The 22993-nt window shown below is 39.9% G+C and carries 19 protein-coding genes and 1 pseudogene; 2 read left to right on the forward strand and 18 right to left on the reverse strand.

All coding sequences use genetic code 11. The annotated features are described in order from the left end of the window. Positions 1-15 precede the first annotated feature (15 nt). The 16 genes from MK482_RS08745 to MK482_RS08820 all read right to left on the reverse strand — a co-directional run bounded on the left by MK482_RS08745 (position 16) and on the right by MK482_RS08820 (position 16581). Positions 16-207: a CsbD family protein gene (locus MK482_RS08745; RefSeq protein ID WP_000051184.1), complete on the reverse strand. Its 192-nt coding sequence runs from the start codon at positions 205-207 to the stop codon at positions 16-18. A 101-nt stretch (positions 208-308) separates the two neighbouring features. Further along, complete coding sequence (locus MK482_RS08750; protein WP_261037633.1) at positions 309-959, reverse strand: DUF1803 domain-containing protein; 651 nt, start codon at positions 957-959, stop codon at positions 309-311. Beyond that, positions 943-1455: a YiiX/YebB-like N1pC/P60 family cysteine hydrolase gene (locus MK482_RS08755; RefSeq protein WP_261037634.1), complete on the reverse strand. Its 513-nt coding sequence runs from the start codon at positions 1453-1455 to the stop codon at positions 943-945. The genes MK482_RS08750 and MK482_RS08755 overlap by 17 nt, the downstream gene beginning before the upstream one ends. 86 nt (positions 1456-1541) lie before the next feature. After that, entirely contained in the window at positions 1542-2477 is a 936-nt protein-coding gene (locus MK482_RS08760) for a manganese-dependent inorganic pyrophosphatase (RefSeq protein WP_033685374.1), read from the reverse strand. An 82-nt stretch (positions 2478-2559) separates the two neighbouring features. Further along, positions 2560-2847, reverse strand: coding sequence for a GIY-YIG nuclease family protein (locus tag MK482_RS08765; RefSeq protein WP_268718519.1), 288 nt, complete (start codon positions 2845-2847; stop codon positions 2560-2562). Further along, positions 2837-3586: a tRNA1(Val) (adenine(37)-N6)-methyltransferase gene (locus MK482_RS08770; RefSeq protein ID WP_268718520.1), complete on the reverse strand. Its 750-nt coding sequence runs from the start codon at positions 3584-3586 to the stop codon at positions 2837-2839. Before MK482_RS08770 ends, MK482_RS08765 begins: the two co-directional genes overlap by 11 nt. Positions 3587-3638: 52 nt before the next feature. Further along, entirely contained in the window at positions 3639-4001 is a 363-nt protein-coding gene (locus MK482_RS08775; RefSeq protein WP_000689605.1) for a S1 RNA-binding domain-containing protein, read from the reverse strand. A 1-nt stretch (position 4002) separates the two neighbouring features. After that, positions 4003-5403, reverse strand: a complete 1401-nt coding sequence (locus tag MK482_RS08780; protein WP_268718521.1) for a bifunctional Cof-type HAD-IIB family hydrolase/peptidylprolyl isomerase — start codon at positions 5401-5403, stop codon at positions 4003-4005. A gap of 79 nt (positions 5404-5482) precedes the next feature. After that, positions 5483-5986 (reverse strand): GNAT family N-acetyltransferase, encoded by a 504-nt coding sequence (locus MK482_RS08785; protein WP_268718528.1) that lies wholly within the window; start codon positions 5984-5986, stop codon positions 5483-5485. Between the two features lie 172 nt (positions 5987-6158). Then, positions 6159-6398 (reverse strand): 30S ribosomal protein S18, encoded by a 240-nt coding sequence (gene rpsR / locus MK482_RS08790; protein ID WP_000068664.1) that lies wholly within the window; start codon positions 6396-6398, stop codon positions 6159-6161. A gap of 31 nt (positions 6399-6429) precedes the next feature. Beyond that, a complete protein-coding gene (gene ssbA / locus MK482_RS08795) occupies positions 6430-6900 on the reverse strand; it encodes a single-stranded DNA-binding protein SsbA (RefSeq protein WP_153219305.1) in 471 nt (156 codons plus the stop codon). A gap of 11 nt (positions 6901-6911) precedes the next feature. Then, the gene (gene rpsF / locus MK482_RS08800) at positions 6912-7202 is read right to left on the reverse strand and encodes a 30S ribosomal protein S6 (RefSeq protein WP_001151778.1); all 291 of its coding nucleotides are present in this window, start codon (positions 7200-7202) and stop codon (positions 6912-6914) included. A 163-nt stretch (positions 7203-7365) separates the two neighbouring features. Next, positions 7366-13302 carry a mucin-binding protein gene (locus tag MK482_RS08805; RefSeq protein WP_268718522.1) on the reverse strand — a complete coding sequence of 1979 codons (5937 nt, stop codon included), beginning with the start codon at positions 13300-13302 and terminating at the stop codon, positions 7366-7368. Positions 13303-13557: 255 nt separating this feature from the next. Further along, on the reverse strand, positions 13558-14901 hold the full coding sequence (gene asnS / locus MK482_RS08810; RefSeq protein WP_000167160.1) for an asparagine--tRNA ligase: 1344 nt from the start codon (positions 14899-14901) through the stop codon (positions 13558-13560). A 16-nt stretch (positions 14902-14917) separates the two neighbouring features. Then, a complete protein-coding gene (locus MK482_RS08815) occupies positions 14918-16096 on the reverse strand; it encodes a pyridoxal phosphate-dependent aminotransferase (RefSeq protein ID WP_268718523.1) in 1179 nt (392 codons plus the stop codon). Then, entirely contained in the window at positions 16093-16581 is a 489-nt protein-coding gene (locus MK482_RS08820) for a DUF5590 domain-containing protein (protein ID WP_268718524.1), read from the reverse strand. Before MK482_RS08820 ends, MK482_RS08815 begins: the two co-directional genes overlap by 4 nt. A 39-nt stretch (positions 16582-16620) precedes the next feature. Here MK482_RS08820 and MK482_RS08825 point away from each other — a divergent pair, with 39 nt between their 5' ends. Beyond that, positions 16621-16860, forward strand: a complete 240-nt coding sequence (locus MK482_RS08825) for a hypothetical protein (protein WP_268718529.1) — start codon at positions 16621-16623, stop codon at positions 16858-16860. On the opposite strand, the pseudogene MK482_RS08830 reads toward MK482_RS08825, so the two are convergent. Next, a pseudogene (locus tag MK482_RS08830) lies at positions 16767-17963 on the reverse strand (MFS transporter). The gene MK482_RS08825 and the pseudogene MK482_RS08830 overlap by 94 nt on opposite strands. Before the next feature lie 418 nt (positions 17964-18381). On the opposite strand from MK482_RS08830, the gene MK482_RS08835 reads away from it, so the two are divergent. Then, positions 18382-18930 carry an NADPH-dependent FMN reductase gene (locus tag MK482_RS08835; protein ID WP_268718525.1) on the forward strand — a complete coding sequence of 183 codons (549 nt, stop codon included), beginning with the start codon at positions 18382-18384 and terminating at the stop codon, positions 18928-18930. A 235-nt stretch (positions 18931-19165) separates the two neighbouring features. On the opposite strand, the gene MK482_RS08840 is transcribed toward MK482_RS08835, so the two are convergent. Further along, positions 19166-22993 (reverse strand): SIALI-17 repeat-containing surface protein (locus MK482_RS08840; RefSeq protein ID WP_268718526.1); only part of this gene is annotated, 3828 nt, incomplete at its 5' end.

Raw genomic sequence — 22993 nt, forward strand, 5'->3', positions numbered from 1 at the left:
TTGATTTTTCTATCTTTATTTAAAAGCGTTTTTCAAACCTTCAACGGCACCTTCTACAGCACCTTTAGCATCTTCAACTACTTCTTTTGCCTTAGCAACTGTCTTTTCTACAGCGCCTTCCGCTTCAGTCTTGCTATCTCCAGTAACTTTACCAAATCCTTCTTTGATAGCGCCTGTTGCTTGTTCCAATTTGTTTTCAAGTGACATATGATTGTCTCCTTTAATTTTATTCCGATATGTGTTACCGGTTACATATAGTTTATACCGAATACTAAGGAAAGTCAAACAATGTGCTCAGAAACAAGAAATCACGCAAAGTAGAAAGTTAGTCTTTCCTTATCCAAGTCAATAGCCAACTCATACTTTCCATCTTCATTTTGGACAATATAACCTAGGACAACTAAACTGTCCACAAAGATGTCACGGCGTTTCTGCATAAGCTGGTCTTTTTTGAGAAATTTCAACAAAAAAGTCGTCATATATTTGAGAGCATACTCAGGATTGACATCTCCCAAAATGTCATAAAGTTCCTGTTGTTTTTCTGTCAAAGGATACTGATGTTTGACCTTGTAGAAATAATTGGACAGGGTCATTTTTGATCTCGCAAAGTCTGTCTTTTCAACTAAAATAGCTGCATTGGTTTGATTTCGTAATTCCGTCTCAAAACTCTGCTCTAACAAGGCTTGATAGACTGGACTATCTTCGCTGACAAAAATCTCTTGATCCAGTTCGAGACTATCGAGTGATTTAAGCATGGGAAGATTAAGGTAATAGCGCTTATTTTCCCGACGAATCAAGCCAGCCTTTATATACTCTTCCATGAGTTTATCAACTGCCACATCTGGAAATTGAGCCTTAATTTCTCGTAAAATCACATCCTCATGCTGGTCCAGATAGCGGATCAATTCTCCAAAAAATGGCTGTCTCGTCAAACGAGATGGATTAAAAATCTGAATCATGAAGATTCCTTTCTTTACATTCTAACAGAGGCGATGCTGCCAACTGACTGGGATTGGTCCCAGCTTGGTTCAGAGGCACAGGCAGACCTAGTTCTCTATAATACTCTCTCCAAAAATCACTAATGTCCTGCTCCCCATCACCAAATTTCATGGGAATGGTTTCAAAAATCGGTAGGATTTCTGCCATATACTGGGAACAGTAAAAACCAGCTCCATCTGGATAGAAAGAAGCATTATAAGGAGCTCCCAGATGTTTGCAAGCTCTTTCCTTCACCGACTGGATATCCATTTCTGGGTAGACATAGAGGTCGTACAAGTGATTAGACTCAAAGAAGTCTGCTGGTTCTTGACAGATAACACCAAATTTTCCACTAGCGTGGTAAATCATCCCATCCAAACAAATGGCAACATGGTTATAGTTGCCTGTGGAAGTCTGGATGGCCTGTCCTATATCTGAATCATCTCTCACAAAAATCAAATCGCCATTTTCTAACATGCTTCACTCCTAGAAAAAAAGGAGCCGAAACTCCTTTCGATATAAGGCAAACTAGCCTTTCCTAATTTGAATTAACACTCAAAATCTTAAGCATTAAAGCTTTCAGTCAATTGAGGTACCACTTGTTTCTTACGTGAAACAGCACCAGCAAGGAAGGCATGGTTGTTTTCAAGTTTGAAGTTGAAAGCCGCTTCTACCTTATCCATATTAGCACCAAGTGCTAGGATTTCTGAGTTTGAGTTGACGATATCTGTAATCATCAAGACAAAGTCAGAGTAGCCGTTTGCTGTGTTGGCAGCTTGCATTGCAGCTTCAATTTCTGCTTGGCGTTCCAATACTTCCGCGATGTCCACTGTGTTTACTTGAGCAACACGGACATTATTTCCGTTCAATTCAAAAGTCTTAGCATCGATGTCAATCAATTCTTCAGCAGATTTGCTAGCCAAGTTTGTACCAGCTTTCAACATAGCCAAACCATACTCTTCCAAGTTGACACCAGCCAATTCAGCCAATTCTGGAGCAATAACTGTATCTGTTGGGTGTGTTGTTGGTGATTTCAAAAGAAGGGTATCTGAAATCAAACCTGAAAGCATCAAACCAGCAATCTCTTTAGGTACAGCTACACCATGTTCTTTGAACATACGGTAAACGATTGAAGACGCTGAACCAACTGGCTCCAAACGCATGTAGAGTGGGCTTGCAGTTTCAAAGTTAGCCACACGGTGGTGGTCCACAACACCATAAACTTCTACTTCAGCAATATCTGATACAGATTGTTGGAATTCATTGTGGTCAGTCAGGATAACTTGCTCTGCTCCTTCCGCTTTAGCAGAAGTGATAACACGCGGTGCTTCCACACCAAAATAGTTCAAGACAAAGGCTGTTTCTTCATTTGGAGTTCCAAGGGCAACAGCTTCCGTATCCAAACCGTAAGCTTCTTTTGCAAGGTAGGCAAAGGCTACAGATGACCCGATGGCATCTGAGTCTGGATTTTGGTGACCAAATACTAGAATCTTAGACATGATAATACCTCATTTTGTTTATTCTCTTTATTGTAGCATTTTTTTCGCTTTTTGACAAAAGTAAGAGGAGTCAAAGGACTCCTCACGATTCTTCAAAATAACTGAGTAAATTTCTATCTTGGTTTTCAGATAAAAATCTTTCCTTCTGTGGCCTCTTCTTACGCTTGAGAAGGGTTTCAGCTGACATGGCTTCTTCCTTACTGGCAAAACCTTGAGCATAGATAAGTTTGACTGGCAAGCGTGCTCGTGTGTATTTGGCTCCCTTTCCACTATTGTGGACAGCGAGGCGTCTCATCACATCAGTCGTATAGCCTGTATAGTAGGATCCGTCACGACACTCCAGTACGTACATATAAGCCTTATGATCCATAATAAATCTCTTCAAGTTCAGGTGTATAAGAGCCATCATCATTGTGAACAATGAGAGGCGGCAAGACCTTAAAGCCACTTGTCGACCCATCCTTGATAGCCTCAATCAAAAGCATATTGGCTTCCTTTTCTCTTTTTGGATAAACAAACTGCAGGCGCTTAGGGGCTAGATTATGCCGTTGTAACGTATCCAAAATATCCAGAAGTCGATCAGGACGATGAACCATAGCCAAGCGTCCATTGGATTTGAGAATACTCTGGGCACTACGACAGATTTCTTCCAAATTAGTCGTAATTTCATGGCGCGCCAAGAGATAATGTTCACTCTCGTTCAGATTGGAATGAGGATCCACCTTGAAATAGGGTGGATTACACAAAATCATATCCACCTTACTTCCCTGAATGTAAGCAGGCATATTTTTCAAATCATCACAGATGACCTCCATCTGCTCTTCCAAACCATTCAAACGGACAGAGCGTTCAGCCATATCTGCCAAACGCTCCTGAATTTCAACAGCCAAAATCTGTGCATGAGTCCGAGTGCTAGCAAATAGCCCCACTGCTCCATTTCCAGCGCAAAAATCCACTATCAAGCCCTTTTTAGGAAAACGTGGAAAACGTGACAAGAGAACACTATCCACCGAATAGCTAAAAACCTCTCTATTTTGAATGATTTTAATATCTGTCGAAAAGAGCTGGTTAATACGCTCTCCTGATTTTAATAATTGTTCTTCTTCCATGGTCCTATTATAGCAAATTTATATTAACATTACAAAAGATAGAAATTTCTAACTAGTGCTTCTGATTCTTCAAATGTTGAAGGGCCTCCTTGGTCCAAATTGGCATCATTCGTTTAAGAGGCGCAAAGCCGTAGTTAAAACGGTCGCTTGAAAAACGTCTCCGTCTCGGAAACTGGTGCTTTTCTTCCTCCAAAGTGCGGATAGAAAGGCTGGCTTTCCCTGTAAATTCATCTAAATCCACTACTTGAACCTGAACCTCTTCATCGACTTTCAAGGCTTCCTGGATATTTTCAATAAAGCCTGTCCGAATCTCTGAAATGTGAATCAGCCCCGTATCACCCGTCTCTAGCTCAACAAAGGCACCGTAGGGCTGAATCCCTGTAATACGGCCCTTTAGCTTATCACCGATTTTCATCTTAGTCCTCGATTTCAATTGTTTCAATCACGACATCTTCAACTGGCTTGTCCATAGCCCCTGTCTCAACAGAAGCAATGGCATCCAAGACAGCGTAAGACGCTTCATCAGCTAGCTGACCAAAAACAGTATGACGGCGGTCTAAATGAGGAGTTCCACCTTGGTTGGCATAGATTTCTGCGATTGGTTCTGGCCAACCACCACGAGCAATTTCTTTCTTAGAATAAGGCAAATGTTGATTTTGCACGATAAAGAACTGGCTACCGTTGGTATTTGGACCAGCATTGGCCATAGAAAGGGCACCACGGACGTTGTAAAGTTCTTCTGAGAATTCATCCTCAAATGATTCACCGTAGATTGACTCGCCACCCATACCAGTACCAGTTGGGTCTCCACCTTGAATCATAAAGTCCTTGATAATACGGTGGAAAATGACACCATCATAATAGCCATCTTTTGAAAGAGCAACAAAGTTAGCCACTGTTTTAGGAGCATGTTCAGGGAAGAGCTTGATACGCAAGTCTCCATGATTGGTTTTAATGGTCGCAAGAGGACCTTCTACTGTTTCAATATCTACTTGTGGGAAATGCAATTCTTTTTCTACCATACCAAATCCTTCTAAGGCATCAAAAATGCCATCTTCTTCTAATGTTTTTGTAATATAATCTGCTTTCTCTTTGATGTTATCATGAGAAATTCCCATTGCAACGCTGATTCCAGCATAATCAAAGAGTTCCAAGTCATTCAGCCCATCTCCAAAAACCATGACGTTCTCTGGTTTCAATCCTAGGTGTTCCACAACCTTTTCCACACCAGTCGCTTTGGAGCCTGAAATCGGCACAATATCAGACGAATGTTGATGCCAACGAATCATGCGAAGTTTGTCTGAGAGACTGTCAGGCAAGTGCAAGTCATCTCCCTTATCTTCAAAAGTCCACATCTGATAGATGTCTTCTTTCTCGTGGAAATCAGGATCCACATCCAAATCAGGGTAAATTGGATTAATCGCTTCACTAATCATATCGGTGCGAGTCGACAATTTGGCATCATGACTCCCAACCAAGCCATACTCAATTCCTTCTTCCTTAGCCCAAGAGATATAATCCTCAACATCTGACTTCTCAATCTGATGTTGATAAATGACCTGGCCTTTTTTATCTTCAATATAAGCCCCATTCAAGGTCACAAAAAAGTCAGGCTTGAGTTCACGAATCTCTGGTACGACACCAAAAATCCCTCGTCCAGAAGCAATACCTGTCAAAATTCCTTTCTCACGTAATTGCTTAAAAACAGTTGGGATTGAAGCTGGAATAAAACCCGTCTTGGAATTTCTCAATGTATCATCAATATCAAAAAAGACAATCTTGATTTTCTTTGCCTTGTATCTTAATTTGGCATCCATCTCACTACCTCTTTCAATCTAACTCTTTCCATTATACCATAAAGTAGCTAAATCCCCTATTTTCAAAAAGTTTCCAGTTTTATTGTAAGTCCTTGGATAAGTATAAAACTAAATCATTATCATTTTGACAACTTGCACCCATCTCTAGCGGTTTATTTCTATACCAGATACCTGTCCCATCTGGAATGTAGCCCCGTCTGATATACAATCTCTGGGCAGGACCATACCCCAAGTGCAAACCTACACCAAGAGTGACCTTACTCGAAACAACCTTGACTCGTTTTTCTGCTTCTTCTAGCAGTTGATTCCCAATCCCTTGATTTCGAAAAGGCTCAAACACATTAAAATCTGATAATTCTGGATAGACTTCTGCAAAAGGACCATGTTTAGCAGAGGGCAAAATGGTAACGTAGCCCGCTACAGCACCATCAATCTCTGCAACTAAGACTTCTCTCTCACCACTTTCCTGTTCCAGAAAATATCTAGCCAAAATTTCCTCTCTACCAGGCCAACCTTGATTCATAAATCCATGAGATAAGGATTCAATATCAGACTTAATCATATTTCTAATCGTACAATTCATTTTTGACTTACCCACCTTTACTCTTTCTATTACCATTATAGCACGCCAAAGTCAGAAAAAAACTATCTCGTGAAAAAAGACCCAACCGGGTCTGAAAAAGAGGTCCACTCGGACCCAAACTCGCTCTCTCATTTCAAAGCTCGTGAAAAAAAGACCCAACCGGGTCTTTTCTTTAATCTTCGTTTACGAAAGGCATCAAAGCCATTACGCGAGCACGTTTGATAGCTGTTGTTACTTTACGTTGGTTTTTAGCTGAAGTTCCTGTTACACGACGAGGAAGGATTTTCCCACGTTCTGAAACGAAACGGCTAAGAAGCTCAGTATCTTTGTAATCAACATATTCAATTTTGTTTGCTGCGATGTAATCAACTTTTTTACGGCGTTTGAATCCGCCACGACGTTGTTGAGCCATGTTTTTTCTCCTTTATAATTTTAGTTGTCCATTAGAATGGTAAATCATCATCTGAAATATCCAATGGATTTGTTGCTCCAAATGGATTTTCATCACGTGAAAAGTCTGGTACTGAATTTGTAGGCGCTGAATAGTTTGCAGTTGGTGCAGGATAAGCTCCACCTGTGTGACCCTCACGCACACTACGGCTTTCCAACATTTGGAAATTCTCAGCCACGACCTCTGTCACGTAGACACGTTGTCCTTGCTGGTTATCGTAACTACGAGTCTGGATACGACCTGTCACCCCGATAAGTGAGCCTTTTTTAGCCCAATTAGCAAGGTTCTCAGCCTGTTGACGCCACATAACGACATTGATAAAATCAGCCTCACGTTCGCCATTTTGACTCTTAAATGTACGGTTTACTGCAAGAGTAAAAGTCGCAACTGCTACATTTGATGGGGTATAACGCAACTCAGCGTCACGTGTCATACGCCCTACAAGTACAACATTGTTAATCATAGTTTACCTTCTTACGCGTCAGTTTTGACGATCATGTGACGAAGAATGTCAGCGTTGATTTTTGAAAGACGGTCAAACTCTTTAAGAGCTGCATCGTCGTTTGCTTCAACGTTAACGATGTGGTAAAGTCCTTCACGGAAATCTTTGATTTCGTATGCAAGACGACGTTTTTCCCAAGATTTTGATTCAACAACAGTTGCACCGTTGTCAGTCAAAATAGAGTCAAAACGTGCTACCAAAGCGTTTTTAGCTTCTTCTTCAATGTTTGGACGAATAATATAAAGAATTTCGTATTTAGCCATTGATATGTTCCTCCTTTTGGTCTAATGACCCCAAGACTTTGCAAGGGGTAAGTGAGGTTCGCTCACAATAAACTATTATACTAGAAAATATTTTTTTACGCAAGTAAAAACACTGAAATAAAAAAAGAAGATGACGAATCATCTTCTCAAAAACTATGAGTTTTTAATCTTCTTTTTTCTTGCGAGCAAGAAGTCCAAATCCACCTAGGGTTCCAAGAAGTCCAAGCGCTGCAAGGCTAGCGTTAGCTTCTGTACCTGTGTTAGGCAATTCTTTTTGACCTTCAACATATTTAGGTGTTTCTTGTTTAGAAGGTTGACCTGGTTTAACAGGTTTTTCTACTTCCTTAGGATTTGGAACATAGTTAATTACTGTATCTTGACTTGGATCTGTTGGGATATTTGGTACTACATATCCTTTTGATGGATCTTTCGGATCAACTGGTTTAAGTGGGTTGCCATCTTTATCTTCTGGAGTGAATCCTGGAACGTATGGTAACACTTCTGTTGGTCGTCCTGGTTTTGTTGGATCTTGTGGGTCATTTGGATACTTGATTGGAGTTGTTGGTTGACCTGGGATGTTTGGAATCCATGATCCGATTGGTTTGTACACGTATGTTACTGTTGAACCGTCTTTTCCAATCTTACCTTTTGCTTCTCCTTCAACACGAACAAGTAGGTGTCCTGGGATAACTTTTCCAGTTGTTGTGTACTCATCTCCTACTTTTCCTTCTGTTGTTTCTGAAGGGATTAAGTCTTTGCCATTTTCATCTACATATTTAACTACTAGTTTAGCTTTGTTTGCTACGTAGTTAATTACTGTATCTTGACTTGGATCTGTTGGGAGGTTTGGTACTACATATCCTTTTGATGGATCTTTCGGATCAACTGGTTTAAGTGGGTTGCCATCTTTATCTTCTGGAGTGAATCCTGGAACGTATGGTAACACTTCTGTTGGTCGTCCTGGTTTTGTTGAATCTTGTGGGTCATTTGGATACTTGATTGGAGTTGTTGGTTGACCTGGGATGTTTGGAATCCATGATCCGATTGGTTTGTAGGTAACTACTTCTGTAGTATCTTTTGAATCTGCAGTTACTTTTGTAGCTGGTACTGTTGCTTTATCAGCTAAGTATCCTTTAACCACTGGTGATTTAACTTCAGCTAAGTCTTGAGCTGGAGTCCAATCTCCGTATGTAACTTCTCCTGTAACTAAGTTTACTTTTGCTTCACGTGTGAATTTAGCTTCTTGTGTTACTGTTTTTGGTGTTCCATCTTCATTTAATACTGGAGTTCCATCTTCGTACACATAAGTGATTGTACGTGTTACTGTTTTGTTTAGATCTTTTTCTTCCAAGCCAGCTGGGTATTTAGGTCCGTCTGGGTTGTTTGGATCTACTGGAGTTCCTGGTGTTTTTGGTTGATCTGGTGTTACTGTAACTTCTTTAGCTTTAAGTGTTACTTTGAACTCTTGATCTGTATCTTTATCCGTATCGAACTTACCACCTTCTGGGTATGTATTAGATACTAATTCATATCCTTTGTTTTCAAGTTCTTTGATCTTAGCTTTAACATCAGCTTCTTTTGTTAATAGAGTTTCTGATCCACCTTGTTCTGTAATTTCAGCTACTCCTGGAATTGCATTTCCTTTTTCGTCTACGAAAGTTGTTTTCGCTTTTTGAGTATCTTTTTCGTAGTTGATTGGTGTGTCTTGACTTGGATCTGTTGGAAGATTTGGTACTTCGTATCCTTTTGTTGAATCTGTTGGATCTACTGGTTTAAGTGGATTTCCATCTTTATCCTTCGGTGTGAATCCTGGTACGTATGGTAATGTTTCTGTTGGTTTACCTGGTTTTGTTGGATCATCTGGATTATTTGGATATTTGATTGGGTTTGTTGGTTGTCCTGGGATGTTTGGAATCCATGATCCGATTGGTTTGTATGTTACTACTTCCGTAATATCTTCAGAATCACCTGTTACATTTACCACCGCAACACTTGCTTTATCAGCTAAGAAACCTGTTACTACTGGTGATTTAACTTCAGCTAAGTCTTGAGCTGGAGTCCAATCTCCGTAAGTCACTTCACCTGTTACCAAGTTGATCCTAGCTTCACGTGTGAATTTAGCTTCTTGTGTTACTGTTTTTGGTGTTCCGTCTTCATTTAATACTGGAGTTCCATCTTCGTACACATAAGTGATTGTACGTGTAACAGTTTTGTTTAGATCTTTTTCTTCCAAGCCAGCTGGGTATTTAGGTCCGTCTGGATTGTTTGGATCTACTGGAGTTCCTGGAGTTTTTGGTTGATCTGGTGTTACTGGTACAACACGTTCTTTAAGTGTTACTGTGAACTCTTGATCAGTGTCCTTATCTTTATCGAACTTACCACCTTCTGGGTATGTATTAGAAACTAATTCATATCCTTTGTTTTCAAGCTCTTTAATTTTCGCTTTTACATCAGCCTCTTTTGTAAGTGGTGTGTCTGAATCACCTTCTTCAGTAAGAGCGTCAACACCTGGAATTGGGTTTCCTTTTTCATCTACGAATGTTGTTTTCGCTTTTTGCGTATCTTTTACGTAGTTGATTGGTGTGTCTTGACTTGGATCTGTTGGAAGATTTGGTACTTCGTATCCTTTTGTTGGATCTGTTGGATCTACTGGTTTAAGTGGATTTCCATCTTTATCCTTCGGTGTGAATCCTGGTACGTATGGTAATGTTTCTGTTGGTTTACCTGGTTTTGTTGGATCATCTGGATTATTTGGATACTTGATTGGGGTTGTTGGTTGTCCTGGGATGTTTGGAATCCATGATCCGATTGGTTTGTAGGTTACTACTTCCTTAATATCTTCAGAATCACCTGTTACATTTACCACCGCAACACTTGCTTTATCAGCTAAGTATCCTTTAACTACTGGTGATTTAACTTCAGCTAAGTCTTGAGCTGGAGTCCAATCTCCGTAAGTCACTTCACCTGTTACTAAGTTGACCTTAGCTTCACGAGTGAATTTAGCCTCTTGGGTAACAACTTTTGGAGTGCCGTCTTCATTTAATACCGGAGTTCCATCTTCGTACACATAAGTGATTGTACGTGTAACAGTTTTGTTTAGATCTTTTTCTTCCAAGCCAGCTGGGTATTTAGGTCCGTCTGGGTTGTTTGGATCAACTGGAGTTCCTGGTGTTTTTGGTTGATCTGGTGTTACTGTAACTTCTTTTTGTTTAAGTATTACTTTGAACTCTTGATCTGTATCTTTATCCGTATCGAACTTACCACCTTCTGGGTATGTATTAGATACTAATTCATATCCTTTGTTTTCAAGTTCTTTGATCTTAGCTTTAACATCAGCTTCTTTTGTTAATGGAGTTTCTGATCCACCTTGTTCTGTAATTTCAGCTACTCCTGGAATTGCATTTCCTTTTTCGTCTACAAATGTTGTTTTCGCTTTTTGGATTGCTGTATATTTAACAACATATTCGTAATCTTCATCTGTAGCTGTTGTTGCTTGTACTGGAACTTTTTCTACACTTGCGATGTAACCTTCTTTTTGAGGTACTGCAAGTTCTGGAAGATCAGTGCTTTGTCCATCAGTTCCTTTCCAGTTAATATAAACCGGTCTGTCATTAGAGTTAATTACCGCTTTACCTTCTGCAGTTAACTTGATTGAACCTGTATAGCTTACAGTTTGTTTTTGTGATGGGAATACATCAGTACCCGCTAAGCCTGCAACATTATCAGCGTATACAAATTTAATTGTACGGTTTACTTCTTCTACTTTTGTTTTCTTAACATAATCATACTCTGCTGGGGTAACAAATGCAGATCCATTTATACCTTTAGCTTTTAATTCTTCTTCAGAATATAAATCTCTTGCTCTTGTCTTCGTAACACTTAGTGTTCCTTTTACGTTTTCAGGAGGAAGATCTGCAAGAATGTATTCTTCTCCATTAACTTCTTTAACTAAGTCTACGTGATCATTACTTACATCATATTTGTTTCCAAGCACATTAGTATAATCTTTTGAACCATCTTCACTTAAAGGAATATTCCCCGTATATCTTGTTGGTTCGAAACCTATAACTTTACCTGTCACTAAATCTTTGAATGTTCTAACAACAGCTCCTGTTGGCGGCTCACCTTGAACTTTACCGTCACCATTAACACTCCAACCGTTTGGCACTTTAGTTATAACATCTTCTTTCTCACCGTTAACAGATTCTCCACCTGATACAGTAAGAGTTGCTGCAGTTTTATCGTTTCCTACATAACCTTGTTTAATTAATCCATTTTCATAAGTAATATTAGAATATTCACTTGTTAAGGTTTTATCTTTTACTACTTTCTCAATACCTAAAGATTGAAGAGGCATAGAGACTATAGAATCTTCTTGAATAGTTCCTTCTGTAACAGTAAGCTCTAATTCCGTTGGTGAAATTAGTCTAGGTGTTAATGTAAAACCAGTATCACGACCATCTTGTAAAATCCATACATTGTTTTCATTAGCTCTAGCATTAGACCAACGATTTTGTGGACGATAAGTAATACTATCACCTTTATTAGGGTTAATAGTAGACGCTGTATTTAATCCATTTACAAAGTTAGAACTTCCTTCAAGTTCTTTAAATTCTGTAAAATCAGCATTAGGAAGTTTGATCGTAAATTTAGATCCTACTCCATAGCGAACATCTGAATCCGTTTTTAATACGATTGAATCACTTCTACCTTTTAGTTCATTGTTAAGGTATGACAATCCATTGTTTTCACTTAGTGATGCACTCGTACCTTGTTTTTGATAGCTAGGTTGTTGACCTTTTCTTGTATAAGTATGTTCAAGAACCGTACGCCCATCGATTTTGATAGTCGCTTTATAATCTGTATCTTTAGAAATTTGTGGTGCTAAATATCCATTACCCGATAAATTACTCGCTCCAAACGACACATTCGGATAGTCTTTTACTTTATCGTTCCACTCGATGTTGTAAGTATATGTACCAGTTTCATTAGCTACCGCTGGTTGTTCAGCAACACGCTGATCATAAGTCATACCACGTTGTGTACGTTGTGACCAATATGGTACAGATTTGTTATTGTTGTTTCCTGTAGTTGTTTTATAATCGATAGATTTAACTTTACCAACTACTGTTCCATCAGTCGCTCTGATTTCTGTATTTACAGCCAAACCACTACCTAGCTCAGCTAAGTTAGTAAGTTCAATTTTTGTAATAGAACCCGCTTTAAGTGTAGATGTACTAATAGTAGTATCAAATCCCCATCCTATAGGAGCCGTATTATCTGCATTCATATCAACATAAGCGTTTGTTACAGCTTTAACTGTTTCTCCATCTTTAAAAACATCTTTACCTGTAATTTTTGATGCAGTAGCAGCTAATACCGATTCTACTTTACCTGCATGGCCAGCACGTTTCATTTCCGTATAAACTGCTTCAATGGCAGCAGAAAGACGATTCACTTGAGCTACCATTTGGTCTTTAGATGCATCGGATGAAAGCAAATCGTTAGACTTCGCTGCTTCAAGCTTCACTGCTTCAATCGTAACCGCAAGTTCTTTTTTAGCCGATTCATCTTTGACTTCTTTATCTGAGAAGTTTGAAGCTACAGATGCCATAACATCAGCTTCTGAAGTCAATTGAGTAAGAACTGTCTTCACTTCATCTTGTGCTTTTTCTGTTTCGATCTGCGCAGTTTTTTCTTTATCTGTTTCTTTTTTATCTGTTTCTTTTTTATCAGTTTGCTCTTTAGCTGGCTTTTCTTTTTCAGCTTTAACGGTAACTTCTTTTTCTGCTACAGGTTTTGCTTCAGTTTTAGCGTCTTCTTTTACTTCCGGTTTTTCATCTGCTTTTACAACATCAATCTTTAATTCTGGAAGTTCCTCCACAACTGGTGTTGTTATGGCTGAATCAGGTTTCTGTTTATCAGAATTTGTAACTTCTGGAGTTTTTGTAGAAGCAGTACTTGCTTCATCAGCTTTAACAGCATTTGCTCCTAAAAGAAGAGCAGTCCCCAAAAGAACACTAGCCGCACCAAAACTATACTTACGAATAGAAAAGCGCTGAGCTCTTCTACCATGGTATTTTTCCATTCTTGAATACATGTTTTCTCCTTATTTATATATATGTTAATTTAGAATAAGGTTGAAGTCCTCAGTTTTCCCTTCCTCTCCTGCTAAAGAACACCTTCTTTGACGACACCACAACTCAATATTCATTTTTCAATTTTATCATATATTTTTAAAACTAGTCAACCAAAAAGATCTATATATTCTCGTTTTTTGTATATTATTTTTGTACCCAGAGTTCAAAAAAAGAAGGGTTTAGCCTTCTTTTTATTATAATAACTTTTTTTATTTTTAAGGTTTAATACGGTGCAACATACGTGGGAATGGAATGGCTTCACGGATGTGTTTTGTTCCTGCTGCGAAGGTTACCATACGCTCGATACCGATACCAAATCCACCGTGTGGAACTGTACCGTATTTACGAAGGTCAAGGTAGAATTCATACTCTGTACGGTCCATACCAAGTTCATCCATCTTAGCAACTAATGCATCGTAGTCTTCCTCACGCATAGATCCACCGATGATTTCTCCGTAACCTTCTGGAGCAAGCAAGTCTGCACAAAGCACGCGCTCTGGATTTCCAGGAACTGGTTTCATGTAGAAGGCCTTGATGGCTGCTGGATAGTTCATAACAAAAGTTGGCACACCAAAGTGGTTTGAAATCCAAGTTTCATGTGGTGAACCAAAGTCATCACCATGCTCAAGATGTTCGTAGTCAGCATCTTCATCGTTTTCATGCTCTTGCAAGAGGTCAATAGCTTGATCGTAAGTGATACGTTTGAATGGCTCTGCAATGTAGCGTTTCAAGAGTTCTGTATCACGTTCTAAGGTTTCCAGGGCTTGAGGCGCACGGTCAAGAACACCTTGAAGAAGAGCTTTTACATAAGCTTCTTGCAAGTCAAGTGACTCATCGTGTGTCAAGTATGAGTACTCTGCATCCATCATCCAGAACTCAGTCAAGTGACGGCGTGTTTTTGATTTTTCAGCACGAAATACTGGACCAAAGTCAAAGACACGACCAAGAGCCATCGCACCTGCTTCTAGGTAAAGCTGACCTGATTGGCTCAAGTAGGCTGGCGTTCCGAAGTAGTCCGTTTCAAAGAGTTCTGTTGAATCTTCTGCCGCATTTCCTGAAAGGATTGGGCTATCAAACTTCATGAAGCCGTTCTTGTCGAAGAACTCATAAGTTGCGTAGATAATCGCGTTACGAATTTGCATCACCGCTACTTGCTTACGAGAACGGAGCCACAAGTGACGGTTGTCCATCAAGAAGTCTGTTCCGTGTTCTTTTGGTGTGATTGGGTAGTCTTGAGATTCACCGATCACTTCGATATCTGTGATATCAAGCTCATAACCAAACTTAGAACGTTCGTCTTCTTTGACAATACCTGTCACATAAACAGAAGTTTCTTGACTCAAGCGTTTGATAACATCAAACTTTTCAAGTCCCACTTCTTCACCAAATTTTTCTACAAAGTTTGGTTTAAAGGCTACACCTTGGAAAAAGGCTGTTCCGTCACGCAATTGCAAGAAGGCAATTTTTCCTTTTCCTGATTTATTGGCAACCCAAGCGCCAATCGTCACTTCCTGACCAACATAGTCTTTTACATCAATAATCGTTACACGTTTTGTCATTATTTTTCCTTTTCTTTTATTTTTCCATAAATACTTTCAAGCGTTTAACTGCTTCTTTAAGCGTGTCTAAGTCTGTTGCATAGCTGAGGCGGACATTTTCTGGCGCTCCAAAGCCTGCTCCTGTTACCAAGGCTACTTCAGCTTCTTCTAGGATAGCAGTTGTAAAGTCTGTCACATCCGTATAGCCTTTCATCTCCATTGCCTTTTTGACATTTGGGAAGAGATAGAAGGCTCCTTGCGGTTTGACCACTTCAAATCCTGGAACTTCTGCAAGTAGGGGATAGATGGTGTTTAGTCGTTCCTCAAAAGCCTGACGCATGCTTTCTACAGTATCTTGCTCACCTGATAGAGCCTCAACTGCTGCATACTGAGCTACTGCTGACGGATTCGAAGTTGTTTGACCTGCAATCTTGGACATGGCAGCGATAATGTCTACTTCTCCGACGGCATAGCCAATCCGCCAACCAGTCATAGCATAGGTTTTAGACACACCATTGATAACCACTGTTTGCTTGCGAATCGCTTCAGATAAGCTAGAAATGGGTGTAAATTCATGACCATTATAGACCAAGCGCCCATAGATATCATCTGCTAGGATGAGAATATCATTTTCTACAGCCCAGTTTCCGATTGCCAAAAGTTCCTCACGGGTGTAAATCATACCTGTTGGATTGGATGGCGAATTTAGCACCAAAACCTTGGTCTTGTCAGTGCGAGCCGCTTCTAGCTGCTCTACGGTCACCTTAAAATGATTGTCCTCTTTAGCAGGAACAAAGACTGGTACTCCTTCAGCCATCTTGACCTGATCCCCATAGCTGACCCAGTAGGGGGTTGGGATGATGACTTCATCACCTGGATTGACCACGGCCATAAAGAAGGTATAGAGAGAATATTTAGCTCCAGCAGCGACTGTCACTTGATTTGGCGCTACAGAGTAGCCGTAAAAGCGCTCAAAATAGGTATTAACCGCTGCCTTAAGTTCTGGCAGACCTGAGGTTACTGTATAAAAAGAAGCACGCCCATCTTGAATCGATGCAATGGCGGCATCTTGGATATTTTTTGGAGTAGTGAAATCTGGCTCACCTAAGGTTAGAGACAAAATATCTCTTCCCTCAGCCTTCAGCGCTTTGGCACGGGCTCCAGCAGCCAAGGTCACACTTTCTTCCATTTCTAAAACACGATTGGATAGTTTCATAGGCCCTCCTTATTGACCAATGCTCCTGTTTCAAAATCTACTAGATAAAAATCAGATCCTGACTTGACTTCCCAGATTGGCTTGTTTTGATAACGGCCAAAGGTTATCTTGTCAATCTCGCCAGCTCCTTTTTCCTTCGAAACAGCTTCTGCTTTTTCTTGTGAAACACCTTGATTTAGCTGATAAACGTAAATCTTATGGTCATCTTTTCCAATCAGGACAGCAAGTGCTTCTTGCTGTTTATTATGACCTAGAACGCTGTAATAAGATTCCAAGCCATTGTATAAGTCAACCTGATCAGCCTGCTCTAATCCTGCATACTGCTGAGCTAATTTTTCTCCTTCACTTTTAGCTGTTTGATAAGGTTTCATACTCAGAAATACTAGATACAGAAAGGAAGCACTGATAACCACAAACAAAATCGTCATCCCTAGACCATACTGCCACAGTAGATTATTTTTTACTTTGTTTTGTCTTTTTTTCACTCGTCTATTTTACCATCTATTGGGCTTTATTACAAGCGAATGCAAGAACAAACCTATATTATTTCTTCCTTCAAACAAAACAGATTTTTCTTAGTTAAAACCGAGCAAAAAAATGAAAGACAGCTCCAAAATCAACCTATTAAAAAACCTGAGCTTGGCACTCAAGTTTTCGTAATTTTTTTGATTTATGGAATCACTTTATCATCCATTCTTTTAGCCATTTTTCCTAAAAATATAGGCAGTAGAAGGCTAATCATGACTAAAAAGAAGCCTAGATAAAGAAATGCTACTACAAAGCCTAAATGGTCAATCAACCAGCCTGTCAGTGGGAAGAATACAATCATACTTAGGCTAAACATCATAGAGTAGACACTCAGCATGGTTGCCCTTACTTCACTTGGAAGGCGCTCTTACAAATCATTGTCAAAAATCGGCTGAAAAAGAGCATATAGAGCATTACTAATCAAATAAATCAAAATATAGATTAGAGGTGTTCCAAAGTAGGACAGCATATAGGTGACTCCAGTCAGCAGGACGAGAAGAGGGAAAATCTTCAAAGCAGCATATTTCTTTCCAATCTTACTCGCTAGATAGACTGCAAGGATATTCAGGAGACTACCAAGTAGCATAACTGCTGAAATTTGCCAACTACTTAAATCTGGTAACTGATTTTGATAGTAAAAATAAAACATGCACATGAGTGTTCCGACAATCTGAGACAAAATCATCCAGTTGAAGAGCATGGGATTTCGCTCCAACTCTTCCTTAACAGTCCAAATAATCTGTTTCATGGTCACACTATCAGCTTTTTCTACCTTGACACTGGGTTCTTTCAGCATCCAAATAAAGACAAGAACTATGATAGAAGTGGCAATCATGATATAGTAGGTCAGGTACAATTGACCATGGACAAAAAATCCCGCCAATACTGTCCCCAAAGAACGAGTTCCTTCTGCTACTCCTGACATGAAACTTGAAATGGATAGATAGCGTTCTTTTAGTCCAGCCTCTACAGCCGAGTCATAAACCATTGCTGCGCTTGTTCCTGAATCAAAATTATAAGACAAGGCACTCACCGCCATTGCTAGTGCATAAATCCAAAAATTTCCCTGCCCAGCCAACATGAGAATAGAAGACACAATCCCTGCTATACGACTTAAATAAAGGTTAGTCTTATAGGAATAGCGATCAGCTAACATTCCAGATGGAATTTCACAGAGAAGACTGGTCGCATGAAAGATACTTTCCAGAAGGCCAATCTGCCAAAGAGACATTCCGTTTTGACTGAGAAAGAGAATCCAAAAGCTGGTAATCCCTAAAAAAGCAAAAAACTCAACTCCGGCCATCAGGCCAATATTTTTCCGATAATTTCTTATTAACATTTTTTCTCCTTTAACAAGTGTATTATTATTTCTTTTGTCCGTCACTTGTTAATCTGTGTCTTACATGATCTCCACCCCTTTTAGAAGCATTCTTCAATGCCATTATTTTCGTTTAATTGTTTATGAAATGATACCGGAAAAACTGTTCTGTAGTTTCTATTGCGAGTTTTCTTGTTTATTTTAGCACTTATATCATCATATTACAAGAGAATATAGGAATACTCTTCAAAAATCAAATATAAACCAGGATCCAAAAAACAGTTCTTACTTTTCCAGTGGCAACTGACTAGAGTTTCAGCAATTTTATAATTTTCAAATAAACTCTGAGCAAATTTCTTGCAAGTCCTTTTCTTTTGTTGTAATATATTTTATAACAACGAGAAGGTTCTCGTAAATTTAAAGAAAAAGGAGACACATCATGTCTAAAAAAGTATTATTTATCGTCGGATCACTACGTCAAGGTTCTTTTAACCACCAAATGGCTCTCGAAGCTGAGAAAGCACTTGCTGGTAAAGCAGAAATTAGCTACCTTGATTATTCAGCCCTTCCTCTCTTCAGCCAAGATTTGGAAGTTCCAACACATCCAGCTGTATCTGCTGCTCGTGAATCAGTTCTCGCTGCGGATGCCATCTGGATCTTCTCGCCAATCTACAACTTCTCTATCCCTGGAACAGTGAAGAACTTACTTGACTGGCTATCTCGTGCCCTTGACTTGTCTGATACACGTGGCGCTTCTGCCCTTCAAGACAAGTTTGTCACAGTATCATCTGTAGCCAATGCAGGTCACGATCAACTCTTCGCTATCTACAAAGACCTCTTGCCATTTATCCGTACACAAGTCGTTGGTGATTTCACTGCTGCACGTGTTAACGACTCTGCCTGGGCAGACGGAACATTGGTTCTTGAAGAAATTGTCCTAAATTCACTTGAAAAACAAGCTCAAGACTTGCTCGCAGCAATTCAGTAAAAAATAGATAATTTTAAGAAGTCTAAATCAATTATAGCCACCTCATAGGGTGGCATTTTTATTTCTCAATCAATATTCTCAGACAAACATCAGCCATCCAAAAAAACCTTGAGCGTTACCACTCAAGGTTTTTAGCAGTCTTTCCATCATGGAAAATCGTCCTAAGAATATTCTTTCATTCGAGATCTATCACTTATCATCTTCTTTCGAGAAATTAGTGACTGCTTTTGGCTGATTAATCTTCTTTTCTTCGACCTACATATAGGCTCAATAGAATACCGCTACCTAAAAGAATAGAGATATAATCAGATTGGCTTCCAGTTTCAGGTAATTTGTCCCCATGGTTTTCTTTACCTGTAGTTGGTCCTACTGGGTTAGAAGTTGATGGTGTTACCGGTTGAACTGGTACATTTGGATTTGGTTGTGTTGGAACTTCAGGAATGTTTGAAGTTGGTTTGTCATTTACTTCTGGCATACCAGGTACTCCGCCATTAAACTCTGGAATTTCTTGTACCGGAGGTGTTGGCATCCCTGGAACTTCTGGATTAGGAAGTTCATTGACTTCAGGCATACCTGGCACACCACCGTTGAATTCTGGTAATTCATTAACTTCTGGCATTCCTGGCACACCACCGTTGAATTCTGGTAATTCGTGAACTGGTGGTTCTGGCATTGCAAACATTGGTCCTTGTGGCACATTACGTGTTGGAGGAACTGGTTTGTCATTTGATGGTGTTACTGGTTTGTCTTGGCAACCACATTTACCATCTTTGCCGTCCTTACCATCTTTGCCGTCGCGACCATCACGACCATCACGACCATCACGACCATCACGACCATCACGACCATCTTTACCGTCTTTAACAACTGTTTTTGTCACAGTTCCGTCAGAATTGATGATTGTGATTGTATGACTACCATTTCCATTATCTTCAACAGAAACTTTTGGTGATTTACCATCTTTACCGTCTTTAATCACCATTTCTGTCTTACTTCCATCTGGATTAATGATTGTAACAACGTGAGTTCCGTCGTTATTATTTTTAACAGTTACAGTTGGTGAAACGCCATCTTTGCCGTCGCGACCATCTTTTATAATAGATTTGTATTCACGACCATCAGAATCAACGATTGTCAATGTGTGAGTTCCGTCTCCGTTATCAACGATGTTCGCTTTTGGTGATTTACCATCAAAGATTGTAGTTGTAGTTTCTTTACCATCAGCTCCTGTCACTTTAATAGTGTGTGAACCGTTGTTGTTATCAATCACTTCAAGTTTTGGTGATTTACCATCACGTACTGTAGTAGTTGTAGTTGTACCGTCTGAGTTCACAACTGTGATAGTGTGAGTGCCATCTCCGTTATCCACAACCTTAGCAGTTGGTGATTTACCGTCACGAACTGTGGTTTCAGAAACAGTACCATTACCGTTTTCTACACGAATAGTGTAAGTACCGTCTTGGTTATCTCTAACTGTTGCTACTGGTGATTTACCATCTTTAATGATTGTTTCAGTAGTTGTTCCATCACCATTTAGAACTGAGATCTTATGTGTTCCATTCTGTTCGTCAGTTATTGTAACTTTTGGTGATTTACCATCACGAACTGTGGTTTCAGTTGTCACACCTTCTGGATTTGTAATAACGATTGTATGACTTCCGTCTCCATTATCACGAACAGATGCGGTTGGAGTACGTCCGTCAACACCGTCACGACCATTCTTAACAACAAACTCATTCTTAGTTCCGTCTGGGTTAGTGATTGTTACTCTGTGGCTTCCATCTGGGTTTTCTGTTGTAGTTGCTGTTGCAGCTTTACCGTCTTTACCATCTTTGATGATAGCGTTCGTAACATTACCGTCTCCATCTGTAACTTTAACTGTGTGAGTTCCATCGTTGTTATCCGTTACTTCAACTTTTGGAGTCTTACCGTCTTTACCGTTTTTAACAACTGTTTCTTTAGTTGTTCCGTCTGGATTTGTTACAGTGATTGTGTGGCTTCCGTCTGGATTTTCTGTTGTAGTGATATTGGCAGTTTTACCGTCTTTACCATCTTTAACTTTAGTTGTTGATTCAGAACCATCAGGGTTTCTAACAGTAATAGAGTGTGTTCCATCTCCATTGTCCGTTACATTTACAACTGGTGATTTACCGTCTGCTCCATTAGCTCCTTTTTCACCTTTTTCACCTTTGTCGCCTTTTTCACCGGCTACTCCTTGAGGTCCACGGATATTACCAATCTTGTTCCAAGAACCATTTTCTTTCTTGTAAACATCACCTGTATTGGCATCGATATAAGTATCACCGTCTTTACCATCATTAGCAGTTGGGGCAGTAACTCCACTTAGTAATTCAGCACCGTTACGTCCATTTGTACCAGAAGCTCCATCTGTACCATTACGTCCATTTGTACCATTCAAGATATCACTTGTACCAATTAATTCATCCACACCTGGATCGTATTTACCGTTACCATTATTATCATAGTATGCTGTAATACGAGTACCATTTACTGGTTGTGAATCTGTTGCATCTGTAGTTGTTGGTTGTACTGTTTCTGATGACTCAGTTGCACTTCTATCTTCATATGGTAATGCTCTTCTATTTCTTGCACTTCTTGATGTTCCAGAAGGTTGTGAATTAGAAGTTGATCCAGCACCTCTTCTAACTGCTTCCACCAATGCATTTAAGTCAATAGTTGGTGTACGTCCATCTTTACCATTCTTACCATCTTTCACTGTAAAGGTTACTGGATCTTTACCTGGTGTTGTGATAGTTACAACAGTGCTTTGGCCATCTTGTCCACGTTGAGTAGTGATTGTAGGAGTTTGTCCATCCTGACCGGTTGCACCAGTTTCTCCCTTAGCACCATCTTGAACAAAGACTGTAGTTGGTTGTGAACCATCATGGTTATCAACTGTGATTTCTACACCTTTATGACCTTCTTCATCCTTACGAACAGCTGTTACTGTTGGAGAGACTCCGTCCACTCCGTCTTTAATAACTGCTAGAGGTTTTTCTGGGTTCAATGGTTGACCTGGATGTGCTGGATCTTCTTGGTAAACTTTAGTTTCTTTACCATCTTTAACAGTAAGTAATGATTTACCATCACGTCCGTCCGCACCTTTAGCACCATCTTTAATCATTTCAGAACCTAGAAGTTCATCAGTTCCTGGAGTGTACTTACCATCATTGTTTTCATCAGTATAGAATGTCACAATTGTATGAGATGGATTTCCGTTTTGTCCTTCAACACGAAGCAAATCAACTTTTGGAGTTTTACCGTTCAAACCATTTTCACCGTTCTTAACATTTACTGTAACTGGATCTTTACCTGGAACAGTGAATGTAATGTCGGTACTATGACCATCTTTACCTGGAGTTACAGTTACTTCTGGAGTCTTACCATCTTCTCCACGTTCACCTTTGTCACCCTTAGGTCCCTTGATGTTGCCTTCTTTTTCCCATGTGCCGTTATTCTTAACGAAGACGTCACCTGTTTCTGTGTTAACGTATTTATCGCCGTCTTTACCTTCTGTAGTTGGGTTGACTTTGCCGTTCAAGACGTCTTTTCCGTCGCGGCCATCACGGCCGTCACGTCCTGCAGGTCCTTGTGCTCCATCACGTCCGTCGCGTCCCGCTGGTCCTGATACACCTTCACGTCCGTCGCGTCCTTGAAGACCTTGAGCACCCTGGTCACCTTTAGGTCCCTTGATGTTACCTTCTTTTTCCCATGTGCCGTTGTTCTTGACGAAGACGTCACCTGTTTCTGTGTTAACGTATTTATCGCCGTCTTTACCTTCTGTAGTTGGGTTGACTTTGCCGTTCAAGACGTCTTTTCCGTCGCGGCCATCACGTCCATCGCGACCTGGTAAACCTTGTGCTCCGTCTTGACCTCGTGCACCTTGGTCACCTTTAGGTCCCTTGATGTTACCTTCTTTTTCCCATGTGCCGTTGTTCTTGACGAAGACGTCACCTGTTTCTGTGTTAACGTATTTATCGCCGTCTTTACCTTCTGTAGTTGGGTTGACTTTACCGTTCAAGACGTCTTTTCCGTCGCGGCC

Origin of the sequence: Streptococcus mitis (genome assembly GCF_026782865.1) — a bacterium.
Lineage (GTDB): Bacteria > Bacillota > Bacilli > Lactobacillales > Streptococcaceae > Streptococcus > Streptococcus mitis_CG.

What these genes read in the sequence shown, in the direction of transcription:
- MK482_RS08745 (WP_000051184.1), bottom strand. Translation starts at nt 207, where the DNA reads ATGTCACTTGAAAACAAATTGGAACAAGCAACAGGCGCTATCAAAGAA.
- MK482_RS08750 (WP_261037633.1), bottom strand. Translation starts at nt 959, where the DNA reads ATGATTCAGATTTTTAATCCATCTCGTTTGACGAGACAGCCATTTTTT.
- MK482_RS08755 (WP_261037634.1), bottom strand. Translation starts at nt 1,455, where the DNA reads ATGTTAGAAAATGGCGATTTGATTTTTGTGAGAGATGATTCAGATATA.
- MK482_RS08760 (WP_033685374.1), bottom strand. Translation starts at nt 2,477, where the DNA reads ATGTCTAAGATTCTAGTATTTGGTCACCAAAATCCAGACTCAGATGCC.
- MK482_RS08765 (WP_268718519.1), bottom strand. Translation starts at nt 2,847, where the DNA reads ATGGATCATAAGGCTTATATGTACGTACTGGAGTGTCGTGACGGATCC.
- MK482_RS08770 (WP_268718520.1), bottom strand. Translation starts at nt 3,586, where the DNA reads ATGGAAGAAGAACAATTATTAAAATCAGGAGAGCGTATTAACCAGCTC.
- MK482_RS08775 (WP_000689605.1), bottom strand. Translation starts at nt 4,001, where the DNA reads ATGAAAATCGGTGATAAGCTAAAGGGCCGTATTACAGGGATTCAGCCC.
- MK482_RS08780 (WP_268718521.1), bottom strand. Translation starts at nt 5,403, where the DNA reads ATGGATGCCAAATTAAGATACAAGGCAAAGAAAATCAAGATTGTCTTT.
- MK482_RS08785 (WP_268718528.1), bottom strand. Translation starts at nt 5,986, where the DNA reads ATGAATTGTACGATTAGAAATATGATTAAGTCTGATATTGAATCCTTA.
- rpsR (WP_000068664.1), bottom strand. Translation starts at nt 6,398, where the DNA reads ATGGCTCAACAACGTCGTGGCGGATTCAAACGCCGTAAAAAAGTTGAT.
- ssbA (WP_153219305.1), bottom strand. Translation starts at nt 6,900, where the DNA reads ATGATTAACAATGTTGTACTTGTAGGGCGTATGACACGTGACGCTGAG.
- rpsF (WP_001151778.1), bottom strand. Translation starts at nt 7,202, where the DNA reads ATGGCTAAATACGAAATTCTTTATATTATTCGTCCAAACATTGAAGAA.
- MK482_RS08805 (WP_268718522.1), bottom strand. Translation starts at nt 13,302, where the DNA reads ATGTATTCAAGAATGGAAAAATACCATGGTAGAAGAGCTCAGCGCTTT.
- asnS (WP_000167160.1), bottom strand. Translation starts at nt 14,901, where the DNA reads ATGACAAAACGTGTAACGATTATTGATGTAAAAGACTATGTTGGTCAG.
- MK482_RS08815 (WP_268718523.1), bottom strand. Translation starts at nt 16,096, where the DNA reads ATGAAACTATCCAATCGTGTTTTAGAAATGGAAGAAAGTGTGACCTTG.
- MK482_RS08825 (WP_268718529.1), top strand. Translation starts at nt 16,621, where the DNA reads ATGCAAGAACAAACCTATATTATTTCTTCCTTCAAACAAAACAGATTT.
- MK482_RS08835 (WP_268718525.1), top strand. Translation starts at nt 18,382, where the DNA reads ATGTCTAAAAAAGTATTATTTATCGTCGGATCACTACGTCAAGGTTCT.